The sequence below is a fragment of the Escherichia sp. 94.0001 genome (assembly GCF_013369155.2).
Lineage (GTDB): Bacteria > Pseudomonadota > Gammaproteobacteria > Enterobacterales > Enterobacteriaceae > Escherichia > Escherichia coli_F.
Genome location: NZ_JABWMS020000010.1, coordinates 1 through 11,936, shown reverse-complemented (window position 1 = coordinate 11,936; position 11,936 = coordinate 1). Strand labels below are relative to the sequence as shown.

Sequence of the window (11,936 nt, the reverse complement as noted above, 5' to 3'; positions counted from 1 at the left end):
ACATAAAACATGCATTCGTGCGCGATGAGAGTGCAGAAGGTCGAGGCCGGGCGGGGGTTTTGCTATCCTGTTGCCAATCAACAAGAGGGGAGAGCGCATGACGCAAGGCGCAGTGAAAACAACGGGTAAACGTTCGCGCGCAGTGAGCGCGAAGAAAAAAGCGATTCTTAGCGCAGCACTGGACACTTTTTCACAATTCGGTTTTCACGGCACAAGGCTGGAGCAGATCGCGGAGTTGGCGGGTGTTTCAAAAACCAACCTGCTGTATTACTTCCCGTCTAAAGAGGCGCTGTATATTGCCGTGCTGCGACAAATTCTGGATATCTGGTTGGCACCATTGAAGGCGTTTCGTGAAGATTTCGCCCCGCTGGCGGCGATCAAAGAGTACATCCGTCTGAAGCTGGAAGTCTCACGCGATTATCCGCAGGCTTCGCGCCTGTTCTGTATGGAGATGCTGGCAGGCGCGCCGTTGTTAATGGATGAACTGACGGGCGATTTGAAAACGTTAATTGATGAGAAATCGGCGCTGATTGCCGGTTGGGTTAAAAGCGGCAAACTCGCGCCGATTGACCCGCAGCATTTGATTTTTATGATCTGGGCTTCCACTCAACATTACGCCGATTTCGCCCCTCAGGTGGAGGCGGTGACAGGTGCCACGTTGCGCGATGAAGTGTTTTTCAATCAAACGGTTGAAAACGTGCAGCGGATTATTCTTGAGGGGATTCGACCACGTTAATGATGCCGGAGGAGGTTATAGCATCCTCCGGCAACCTGCTTAACCGATCGTCATTAAACTGGCGTTACCGCCAGCGGCAGCGGTATTCACGCTCAGCGAGCGTTCGATATACAGCCGTTCCAGAAGGATATTGCTTTCGCCACGGGCAAAACCCTGCACCGAAACAATTGCACCATCCCGCGCGGCAACGGCTTCACACAATGCGCGAAGCTGATCCGAATCACCGTGGAAGATCACCGCATCAAACGGTTGAGCGGTTATATTTTCCGCTTTCGCCAGTTGAATACGTTCGCTGACTGCCGATGGCAATGCCTTCACTAACTGACGATGCAGCGCATCATCCGGCCACAGCATCTGGCTACCCACCGCCAGCACGGCGGCGAGCTGAGTCAGCGCATCCTGTTCATCATCCGCGATACACAATACGCGCTCACGCGGCAGCAGCGTCCAGGTGTTGCGTTCACCCGTCGGCCCTGGCAGCAATCGTTGTGTTCCTGCCTGCGCCAGCTCGCCATATTGCGTACATAACGCCTGCAATTCTGGACGATTTGCCGACCATTCACGCAGTGCATTTAGCGACTGAGTCAATGCGGCTTTCAACTGCGCATCGACCGGATACTCTGCATCCTGACGCGCGAGCGTCACTGCCAGCGCACTTTCCGGGCGATTCGCCAGCAGACGGTAGAGATAGAGCGGACCGCCTGCTTTCGGCCCGGTACCGGACAACCCTTCGCCGCCGAACGGCTGCACACCCACCACTGCGCCCACCATATTACGGTTAACATACAGATTACCGACATGGGCCGAGCCAGTGACCTGGGCAATGGTTTCATCAATGCGCGTATGGACGCCAAGCGTCAGACCATAACCGGAAGCGTTAATCTGTTCGATCAGTTCCGGCAACTGGTTACGGTTGTAACGCACCACATGCAGCACCGGACCAAAGACCTCTTTTTGCAATTCGGCAAAATCATCCAGTTCGATCAGCGTCGGGGCGACAAAGGTGCCACTTTGCCATTCGCGGGCATCTTCACTGTTTTCCCGCACCGCCTGGAACACCGGACGGCCTTTACTACGCATAGTCTGAATATGGCGCTCAATATTGGTCTTCGCTTCGCCATCAATCACCGGACCGATATCGGTGGTCAGGCGACCCGGATTACCCATCCGGCATTCGGCCATTGCGCCGCGCAGCATTTTCAACGTGTGGTCGGCAATCTCATCTTGCAGGCACAGCACGCGCAGTGCCGAACAACGCTGACCCGCACTGTCGAACGCCGAGGCCAGTACATCCACGACGACCTGTTCGGTCAGGGCGGAGGAATCGACAATCATCGCGTTCATGCCGCCGGTTTCCGCAATGAGTGGAATTGGGCGGCCCTGAGCGTCCAGGCGGCTGGCGATATTGCGTTGCAGTAACGTAGCGACTTCGGTTGAACCGGTAAACATCACCCCGCGCACGCGATCATCACCCGTCAGTTGCGCGCCTACGGTTTCACCCTGACCGGGCAACAACTGCACCACGCCTGGCGGTACACCCGCTTCCAGCAAAATGGCAATCCCTTGTGCGGCAATCAGCGGCGTTTGTTCTGCCGGTTTTGCCAGTACGCTGTTACCTGCCGCCAGTGCGGCAGCGATTTGCCCGGTGAAAATCGCCAGCGGGAAATTCCACGGGCTGATACACACCACAGGCCCTAATGGACGGTGGGTTTCGTTAGCGAAATCATCCCGCACCTGTCCCGCGTAGTAGTGGAGAAAATCGACGGCTTCACGCACTTCGGCAATGGCGTTACTGAAGGTTTTTCCGGCCTCACGCACCAGAATACCAATCAGTTGCTGCATCTGGCTTTCCATCAGTACGGCAGCGCGATGCAAAATCGCCGCGCGTTCGGCCGGAGGCGTGGCAAACCAGATTGGCGCGTTATTAACTGCACTTTCCAGCGCCTGTTCTACTTCACGCGGCGTGGCTTCACGCACATAGCCCACAATATCTTTCGGTTCCGCCGGGTTGATAACGGGTGACATTTCACCAGCCGCTACCGGTTGTTCCAGCATTGGCAAGGCCTGCCATTTTTGCAGTGCACTGTTGAGCAGGGCAGAGGAGAGTGATGCCAGCCGGTGTTCATTGGCGAGATCCAGCCCTGCCGAGTTGTCGCGCCCGTGACCGTAAAGATCGCGCGGCAGGGGAATTTTCGGATGGGGTAATCCAGTTTGCCCTTCCTGTTGCGCCAGTTTTTCTACTGCAGTGACTGGATCGGCAACCAGTTCATCCAGTGGCAAAGAGGTATCAGCAATACGGTTAACAAACGAGGTGTTAGCACCGTTTTCCAGCAGGCGACGCACCAGATATGCCAGCAGTGTTTCATGGGTACCGACCGGAGCATAAATACGACACGGACGGTTAAGTTTGCCGTCGGCAACTTTCCCGGTGACCTGCTCATACAGTGGCTCGCCCATACCATGCAGGCACTGGAACTCGTACTGACCCGGATAGTAGTTTTGACCTGCCAGTTGATAAATCGCCGCCAGCGTGTGGGCGTTGTGCGTTGCAAACTGCGGGTAAATGAGATTTGGCACCGCCAGCAGCTTTTTCGCACAAGCGAGATAAGAAACATCGGTATACACCTTGCGGGTATAAACCGGATAACCTTCAAGGCCGTCCATTTGCGCACGTTTGATTTCACTATCCCAGTACGCGCCTTTCACCAGGCGAATCATCAGACGACGGCGGCTGCGGGTGGCGAGATCAATCAGGTAATCGATCACCAGCGGGCAGCGTTTTTGATAAGCCTGAATAACAAAACCGATGCCGTTCCAGCCTGCCAGTTCAGGCTCGAAACAAAGCTTTTCCAACAGATCGAGGGAGATCTCCAGACGATCGGCCTCTTCGGCATCAATGTTAATACCAATATCGTACTGACGCGCCAGCAAGGTTAATGATTTCAGACGTGGGTAAAGCTCTTCCATTACCCGATCGTACTGGGCGCGGCTGTAGCGCGGATGCAGCGCCGATAGCTTGATTGAAATGCCTGGACCTTCATAGATGCCACGACCATTGGAGGCTTTACCAATAGCGTGAATCGCCTGCTGATAGGAAACCATATATGCCTGCGCGTCCGCTGCGGTCAGTGCGGCTTCGCCCAGCATATCGTAGGAGTAACGGAAACCTTTCTCTTCCAGCTTGCGGGCATTGGCTAACGCTTCCGCGATGGTTTCACCAGTGACGAACTGCTCGCCCATCAGACGCATCGCCATATCCACACCTTTGCGGATCAGCGGTTCGCCACTCTTACCGATAATGCGATTCAGCGAACGAGAGAGGCTGGCTTCGTTATGGGTAGAAACCAGTTTGCCGGTAAAGAGAAGCCCCCAGGTGGCGGCATTAACAAACAGCGACGGGCTACGACCAATGTGTGACTGCCAGTTACCGTTGCTGATTTTGTCGCGTATTAACGCATCACGGGTGGCTTTGTCGGGAATACGCAATAGCGCTTCCGCCAGACACATCAGCGCCACGCCTTCCTGCGATGACAGCGAAAACTCCTGCAATAATCCCTGAACCATGCCTGCGCGACCACTGGCATTTTTTTGATTACGCAGTTTATCGGCCAGTTGATACGCCAGTTTATGAGCCTGTTCAGCAACCGGCTGCGGCAGGCGAGCTTGTTCCAGCAGCATAGAAACCGCTTCGGTTTCCGGGCGGCGATAGGCGGCGGTGATAGCCGCACGGGAAACCGACTGTGGCAAAATTTGCTCGGCAAAGTCGAGGAATGGCTGGTGTGGTTCCTCTGCCGGATTCGGTACTTCATCGCTCTCATTGGCCGCGCCAGAAAGCAGCGCAGGTAGCTCTGGCAGAGTATCGCTGTTTTCCAGTTGTTCAAGATAAGAAAAAATCGCCTGCTTAATTAACCAGTGCGGTGTGCGATCGATACGTGTCGCGGCAGACTTAATGCGTTCACGCGTCGCGTCGTCCAGCTTAACCCCCATGGTGGTGGTTCCCATGCCATTACTCCTGTTGTTCTGAAAGGTGCAACTTAACGTTATCGTGAAATATCCATGATGTTGCAACTTTGTGCAATCATGTTAAATGTGACCTGCGTAGCAAGCTTAAAAATGAATGAAATGTTAATAAAAGAAATCGATATGACAGGGATTAAAAAAATAACTCAGACTTTTTCTCTGCGGCAGTTAACATTTTTGAAAGGTGCAACCGCAAAAAATGTGAGGGAGTGCAACCTGATGAAAAATAGTATCGCTGAGCACTAAAATTTAATGTAAATGGTGTGTTAAATCGATTGTGAATAACCAGCGCTTCCGGCAGGATACGGTCGCCCTGGGAAAACATAAACTCTGTTACCCCGTTCCGGTGGCAGATATAACGGCAAGTTTCGACATTGCCGAAAATAATTTTTTGGAGACTTTAGATGGCTATTAGCACACCGATGTTGGTGACATTCTGTGTCTATATTTTTGGCATGATATTGATTGGGTTCATCGCCTGGCGATCAACCAAAAACTTCGACGACTATATTCTTGGCGGTCGCAGCCTTGGGCCATTCGTGACGGCATTATCGGCAGGTGCGTCGGATATGAGCGGCTGGCTGTTAATGGGATTACCGGGTGCAGTCTTTCTTTCCGGGATTTCCGAAAGCTGGATCGCCATTGGCCTGACATTAGGCGCGTGGATTAACTGGAAGCTGGTGGCCGGGCGCTTGCGTGTGCATACCGAATACAATAATAACGCCTTAACATTGCCGGATTATTTTACCGGGCGTTTTGAAGATAAAAGCCGTATTTTGCGCATTATCTCCGCGCTGGTAATTTTGCTGTTCTTCACCATTTATTGTGCTTCGGGCATTGTGGCTGGCGCGCGTCTGTTTGAAAGCACCTTCGGCATGAGCTACGAAACGGCTCTGTGGGCGGGAGCTGCGGCGACGATCCTTTACACCTTTATTGGCGGCTTCCTTGCGGTGAGCTGGACTGACACTGTACAGGCCAGCCTGATGATTTTTGCCCTGATCCTGACGCCGGTTATCGTGATCATTAGCGTCGGTGGGTTTGGCGACTCGCTGGAAGTGATCAAACAAAAGAGCATTGAAAACGTGGATATGCTCAAAGGGTTGAATTTTGTCGCCATTATCTCGCTGATGGGCTGGGGGCTGGGTTACTTCGGTCAGCCGCATATTCTGGCGCGTTTTATGGCGGCGGATTCTCACCACAGCATTGTCCATGCGCGTCGTATCAGCATGACCTGGATGATCCTCTGTCTGGCAGGCGCGGTGGCGGTCGGTTTCTTCGGCATTGCATACTTTAACAATAATCCAGCGGTTGCCGGTGCGGTAAACCAGAACTCTGAGCGCGTGTTTATCGAACTGGCACAAATATTGTTTAACCCGTGGATTGCCGGGATTCTGTTGTCGGCGATTCTGGCGGCGGTGATGTCGACGTTAAGTTGCCAGCTGCTGGTGTGCTCCAGTGCGATTACCGAAGATCTGTACAAAGCATTTCTACGTAAACATGCCAGCCAGAAAGAACTGGTGTGGGTAGGGCGTGTGATGGTGTTGGTGGTGGCGCTGGTGGCGATTGCGCTGGCGGCGAATCCGGAAAACCGCGTGCTGGGCTTAGTGAGCTACGCGTGGGCAGGCTTCGGTGCGGCGTTTGGTCCGGTTGTGCTGTTCTCGGTGATGTGGTCACGCATGACGCGCAATGGTGCACTGGCGGGGATGATCATTGGCGCGCTGACGGTTATTGTCTGGAAGCAGTTCGGCTGGCTGGGACTGTACGAAATTATTCCGGGCTTTATCTTCGGTAGCATTGGGATTGTGGTGTTTAGTTTACTGGGTAAAGCACCGTCAGCGGCGATGCAAAAACGCTTTGCTGACGCCGATGCGCACTATCATTCCGCGCCGCCGTCACGGTTGCAGGAAGGGTAAGGGAAGGCGTTTTTCCGAAAATTCCACGCCATAATCAGAAGCAGGCAGAGGGCAATCAGTGATTGCCCTCTGCATTTTTCCTCAAAATATTTTTACATTTCCTCATCATTATCACTACATTCCGCTTGTGTTTTTCTTCACCGTAATGATAATCGCTATCACTGCGATTTACTTTTCTTTGCATAGATTGACTCAGAAAAACGTTTAAGGGTGGGTGGCATGTTTGTTCCGTTTCTCATTATGTTGCGCGAAGGACTTGAAGCCGCGCTGATTGTCAGCCTGATTGCCAGCTATCTTAAGCGTACCCAGCGAGGTCGATGGATTGGTGTCATGTGGATTGGCGTGTTGCTAGCCGCTGCGTTGTGCCTGGGGCTGGGTATCTTCATTAATGAAACCACCGGCGAATTTCCGCAAAAAGAGCAGGAATTGTTCGAAGGTATCGTGGCGGTGATTGCCGTGGTGATCCTCACCTGGATGGTTTTCTGGATGCGTAAAGTGTCGCGCAACGTCAAAGTGCAACTGGAACAGGCAGTCGATAGCGCATTGCAGCGTGGGAATCATCATGGCTGGGCGCTGGTGATGATGGTCTTTTTTGCCGTTGCAAGGGAAGGGCTGGAGTCGGTCTTTTTCCTGCTGGCGGCGTTTCAACAAGATGTCGGGATCTGGCCTCCGCTGGGTGCAATGCTCGGTCTTGCTACAGCCGTGGTGCTCGGCTTCCTGCTTTACTGGGGCGGTATTCGCCTCAATCTTGGCGCGTTTTTTAAATGGACCAGCCTGTTTATTCTCTTCGTCGCCGCAGGGCTGGCGGCAAGTGCTATTCGCGCGTTTCATGAAGCCGGGCTGTGGAACCACTTTCAGGAAATCGCCTTCGATATGAGCGCGGTGCTCTCAACTCATTCGCTGTTCGGTACGCTGATGGAAGGTATCTTTGGTTATCAGGAAGCGCCGAGCGTCAGCGAAGTCGCCGTCTGGTTTATTTATCTCATCCCGGCGCTGGTGGCATTTGCTCTGCCGCCGCGCGCAGGGGCGACAGCGTCTCGCTCCGCGTAACGAAAATGACGCAAACTCTTGCTTAGTTACAACATACTTTAAAGGGATAGTCTCGTCATGACCATTAACTTCCGCCATAGTGCACTGCAATTAAGCGTGGCTGCGCTGTTCTCCTCTGCTTTTATGGCTAACGCTGCTGATATTCCGCAGGTCAAAGTCACTGTGACAGATAAACAGTGCGAACCGATGACCATTACGGTTAACGCCGGGAAAACACAGTTCATTATTCAGAACCACAGCCAGAAGGCGCTGGAGTGGGAGATCCTCAAAGGCGTGATGGTGGTGGAAGAGCGGGAAAATATCGCCCCTGGTTTTAGCCAGAAAATGACGGCAAATTTACAGCCTGGTGAATACGATATGACCTGTGGTCTGCTGACAAACCCGAAAGGGAAGTTGATCGTCAAAGGTGAGGCAACGGCGGATGCGGCGCAGAGCGATGCGCTGTTAAGTCTTGGTGGTGCAATTACTGCATATAAAGCGTATGTCATGGCGGAAACCACACAGCTGGTGACCGACACCAAAGCCTTTACCGACGCCATCAAAGCAGGCGATATCGAAAAAGCGAAAGCACTGTATGCGCCGACGCGCCAGCACTATGAGCGCATTGAACCGATTGCTGAGCTGTTCTCCGATCTGGATGGTAGCATTGACGCCCGTGAAGATGATTACGAGCAAAAAGCCGCCGATCCGAAATTCACCGGATTCCATCGTCTGGAAAAAGCCTTGTTTGGCGACAACACTACCAAAGGAATGGATCAGTACGCTGACCAGCTTTATACCGATGTGGTCGATTTGCAAAAACGCATCAGTGAACTGGCTTTCCCACCTTCAAAAGTGGTCGGCGGCGCAGCCGGACTGATTGAGGAAGTAGCAGCCAGCAAAATCAGCGGTGAAGAAGATCGCTACAGCCACACCGATCTGTGGGACTTCCAGGCTAACGTTGAAGGCTCGCAGAAAATTGTCGATCTGCTGCGTCCACAACTACAAAAAGCCAACCCGGAACTGCTGGCAAAAGTCGATGCTAACTTCAAAAAGGTCGATACCATTCTGGCGAAATACCGTACTAAAGACGGTTTTGAAACCTACGACAAATTGACCGATGCCGATCGTAATGCGCTGAAAGGGCCGATTACTGCGCTGGCGGAAGATCTGGCGCAACTTCGCGGTGTGCTGGGGCTGGATTAAGCGTTATGCAGTATGAAGATGAAAACGGCGTGAATGAACCGTCACGCCGACGTTTACTGAAAGGGATTGGCGCGCTGGCACTGGCGGGAAGTTGCCCGGTAGCGCATGCGCAAAAACCACTAAGTGCGCCGGGGACGCTTTCACCGGATGCGCGCAGTGAAGCGCAGCCGTTTTATGGCGAACATCAGGCGGGTATTCTGACGCCGCAGCAGGCGGCAATGATGCTGGTGGCGTTTGATGTGCTTGCCAGCGATAAAGCTGATCTTGCGCGATTGTTTCGCTTGTTGACTCAGCGTTTTGCCTTTCTGACTCAGGGCGGAGCGGCACCAGAAACGTCAAATCCACGCCTGCCGCCACGCGATTCCGGCATTCTTGGCGGCTACATTGCGCCCGATAATCTCACCATCACGTTATCGGTGGGTCACTCATTGTTTGATGAGCGCTTTGGCCTTGCGCCACAGATGCCGAAAAAGTTGCAGAAGATGACACGTTTCCCTAACGACTCGCTTGATGCGGCGTTATGTCATGGTGATGTGTTGCTACAGATTTGCGCCAATACCCAGGACACGGTGATCCATGCACTGCGCGATATCATTAAACATACGCCGGATTTGCTCAGTGTGCGCTGGAAGCGGGAAGGGTTTATTTCTGATCACGCGGCGCGCAGTAAAGGCAAAGAGACGCCGATTAATTTGCTGGGCTTCAAAGACGGCACTGCTAATCCTGACAGCCAAAACGCGAAATTGATGCAAAAAGTGGTGTGGGTGACGGCAGATCAGCAGGAGCCTGCGTGGGCTATCGGCGGCAGCTACCAGGCGGTGCGTTTGATTCAGTTTCGAGTGGAATTTTGGGACAGAACGCCGCTGAAAGAACAGCAGACAATTTTTGGTCGCGACAAACAAACCGGTGCGCCGCTGGGAATGCAGCATGAGCATGATGTTCCGGATTACGCTAGCGATCCGGAAGGGAAGGTGATTGCGCTGGACAGCCATATCCGGCTGGCGAATCCCCGCACGACGGAGAGCGAGTCTAGTCTGATGCTGCGTCGTGGCTACAGTTATTCGTTGGGTGTTACCAACTCCGGGCAACTGGATATGGGGTTGCTGTTTGTCTGCTACCAACACGATCTGGAAAAGGGCTTCCTGACAGTACAAAAAAGGCTCAATGGTGAAGCGCTGGAGGAATACGTTAAACCCATCGGCGGCGGTTATTTTTTTGCGCTGCCGGGGGTGAAGGACGCGAGCGATTATCTTGGAAGCGCATTATTGCGAGTTTAATTTTTAGAGGCGGATAAGGCGTTTACGCCGTACCAGGCGTTCACGCCGCATCCGGCGTTCGTGCGTTGATGCCTGACGCGAATCCTGCTGAAAGCACACAGCTTTTTTCATCACTGTCATCACTCTGTCATCTTTCCAGTAGAAACTAATGTCACTGAAATGGTGTTTTATAGTTAAATATAAGTGAATATATTGTTGCAATGAATGCGAGATCTGTTGTAATTATTAAGTAGCAGCGGAAGTTCCCGGCAGTGATAGTCAGTCACTATGGAGATCGCGGATGGTAACGTCCTGTACTGGACAATGTTTTGTTAAGCAACGCTCCACCACTCGCGGAGATTTCTCCTCCGGTAGTCATCTCGTCACTTTGCATTTTCAAATTCTTCCTTACTTTTCATGTGTTACCGACGCCGCAAACGGTGTGCGTAGCCGTTTTTCGGCATTTTATCCAACAGCAAACTATGGCTTACAAGGAAGCCAACCCTCTGATGTTCGTGCGCATAATCGCGCTGCCAACGGCGCGTGTGATGAATACAAACAACTCAAGGTGCTCTCCATGGGAAGACAAAAAGCAGTGATCAAAGCTCGTCGTGAGGCAAAACGTGTGCTGAGACGGGATTCGCGCAGCCATAAGCAGCGTGAAGAAGAATCGGTCACCTCGCTTGTGCAGATGAGCGGCGTAGAAGCCATTGGTATGGCCCGCGACAGTCGCGATACCTCGCCCATCCTCGCGCGAAATGAAGCGCAATTGCACTATCTGAAGGCTATTGAGAGTAAGCAGCTGATATTCGCCACCGGCGAAGCCGGGTGCGGAAAAACCTGGATCAGTGCCGCAAAAGCGGCAGAGGCCCTGATACATAAGGATGTCGACAGGATTATCGTCACCCGTCCAGTTCTGCAAGCCGATGAAGATCTTGGCTTCTTACCTGGAGATATCGCAGAAAAGTTTGCTCCCTATTTTCGCCCGGTCTACGACGTGCTGGTCCGTCGCTTAGGGGCTTCCTTTATGCAGTACTGCCTGCGACCGGAAATAGGGAAGGTGGAAATTGCGCCGTTCGCCTATATGCGTGGACGTACCTTTGAAAATGCAGTCGTCATTCTTGACGAGGCGCAGAATGTGACTGCCGCGCAAATGAAAATGTTTTTAACCCGCCTCGGGGAGAACGTGACGGTTATCGTCAACGGTGATATCACGCAATGCGATTTGCCTCGCGGCGTGCGCTCCGGATTAAGTGACGCGCTGGAACGTTTCGAAGAAGATGAAATGGTCGGGATCGTCCGATTCGGTAAAGAGGATTGCGTACGTTCGGCACTTTGCCAACGTACGCTACATGCATACAGTTAAGTGTATTATCGGCGCAGAGCCCGGGCGAACCGGGCTTTGTTTTATTTCATTAACAGCAAAGACTTTCACTTCAGGTTAACGTTCAGGGGGGCGACTTTGAGCGTGTTGATAAGCTGAAATGAATTCTGGTTTAGATACTCTTACCAGGCATTTTTCGTCATAGCACCAAACCAGTGTAATGCCGCCAGCGCGGAGAGTTTTTCTTCCAGAAGCCCAAAAAGCGAGCATCTGCCTATCTTTTTTCAGCCATTCAACCTGTACAGGAGGTCTGGTGCCAATTTTGCGTATGAGGTTTAATCAACAATGGGCCAAAATTTGACTGATTGATTAACACCGAATATATTCTCCTGATTTTATTTTTTAGGGATAATATTAAAAATATAAGGTTAATCTTAATTAAATTTTTGGCT

General features: G+C 52.4%; 8 protein-coding genes. 7 read left to right on the top strand and 1 reads right to left on the bottom strand.

Annotated elements, in window-relative coordinates:
• Positions 1–97: 97 nt before the first annotated feature.
• On the top strand, positions 98–736 hold the full coding sequence (rutR, locus tag HEN33_RS07500) for an HTH-type transcriptional regulator RutR (protein ID WP_001354904.1): 639 nt from the start codon (positions 98–100) through the stop codon (positions 734–736).
• A gap of 39 nt (positions 737–775) precedes the next feature.
• On the opposite strand, the gene putA is transcribed toward rutR, so the two are convergent.
• Complete coding sequence (putA, locus tag HEN33_RS07495) at positions 776–4,738, bottom strand: trifunctional transcriptional regulator/proline dehydrogenase/L-glutamate gamma-semialdehyde dehydrogenase (RefSeq protein WP_176263474.1); 3,963 nt, start codon at positions 4,736–4,738, stop codon at positions 776–778.
• 54 nt (positions 4,739–4,792) lie between these two features.
• Between putA and HEN33_RS07490 the strand changes: the two genes are divergently transcribed.
• From HEN33_RS07490 to phoH, 6 genes are all read left to right on the top strand, one after another.
• A complete protein-coding gene (locus HEN33_RS07490; protein WP_176263475.1) occupies positions 4,793–5,002 on the top strand; it encodes a hypothetical protein in 210 nt (69 codons plus the stop codon).
• A 158-nt stretch (positions 5,003–5,160) separates the two neighbouring features.
• The gene (gene putP / locus HEN33_RS07485) at positions 5,161–6,669 is read left to right on the top strand and encodes a sodium/proline symporter PutP (RefSeq protein ID WP_105268731.1); all 1,509 of its coding nucleotides are present in this window, start codon (positions 5,161–5,163) and stop codon (positions 6,667–6,669) included.
• Between the two features lie 219 nt (positions 6,670–6,888).
• Positions 6,889–7,719 (top strand): iron uptake transporter permease EfeU, encoded by an 831-nt coding sequence (efeU, locus tag HEN33_RS07480; protein ID WP_176263476.1) that lies wholly within the window; start codon positions 6,889–6,891, stop codon positions 7,717–7,719.
• A 57-nt stretch (positions 7,720–7,776) separates the two neighbouring features.
• Entirely contained in the window at positions 7,777–8,904 is a 1,128-nt protein-coding gene (gene efeO, locus HEN33_RS07475) for an iron uptake system protein EfeO (RefSeq protein WP_105271026.1), read from the top strand.
• A gap of 5 nt (positions 8,905–8,909) precedes the next feature.
• Entirely contained in the window at positions 8,910–10,181 is a 1,272-nt protein-coding gene (efeB, locus tag HEN33_RS07470; RefSeq protein WP_176263477.1) for an iron uptake transporter deferrochelatase/peroxidase subunit, read from the top strand.
• A 556-nt stretch (positions 10,182–10,737) separates the two neighbouring features.
• Entirely contained in the window at positions 10,738–11,526 is a 789-nt protein-coding gene (gene phoH / locus HEN33_RS07465) for a phosphate starvation-inducible protein PhoH (protein WP_000533536.1), read from the top strand.
• Positions 11,527–11,936 lie beyond the last annotated feature (410 nt).

What these genes read in the sequence shown, in the direction of transcription:
- HEN33_RS07490 (WP_176263475.1), top strand. Translation starts at nt 4,793, where the DNA reads ATGATGTTGCAACTTTGTGCAATCATGTTAAATGTGACCTGCGTAGCA.
- putP (WP_105268731.1), top strand. Translation starts at nt 5,161, where the DNA reads ATGGCTATTAGCACACCGATGTTGGTGACATTCTGTGTCTATATTTTT.
- efeU (WP_176263476.1), top strand. Translation starts at nt 6,889, where the DNA reads ATGTTTGTTCCGTTTCTCATTATGTTGCGCGAAGGACTTGAAGCCGCG.
- rutR (WP_001354904.1), top strand. Translation starts at nt 98, where the DNA reads ATGACGCAAGGCGCAGTGAAAACAACGGGTAAACGTTCGCGCGCAGTG.
- phoH (WP_000533536.1), top strand. Translation starts at nt 10,738, where the DNA reads ATGGGAAGACAAAAAGCAGTGATCAAAGCTCGTCGTGAGGCAAAACGT.
- efeO (WP_105271026.1), top strand. Translation starts at nt 7,777, where the DNA reads ATGACCATTAACTTCCGCCATAGTGCACTGCAATTAAGCGTGGCTGCG.
- putA (WP_176263474.1), bottom strand. Translation starts at nt 4,738, where the DNA reads ATGGGAACCACCACCATGGGGGTTAAGCTGGACGACGCGACGCGTGAA.
- efeB (WP_176263477.1), top strand. Translation starts at nt 8,910, where the DNA reads ATGCAGTATGAAGATGAAAACGGCGTGAATGAACCGTCACGCCGACGT.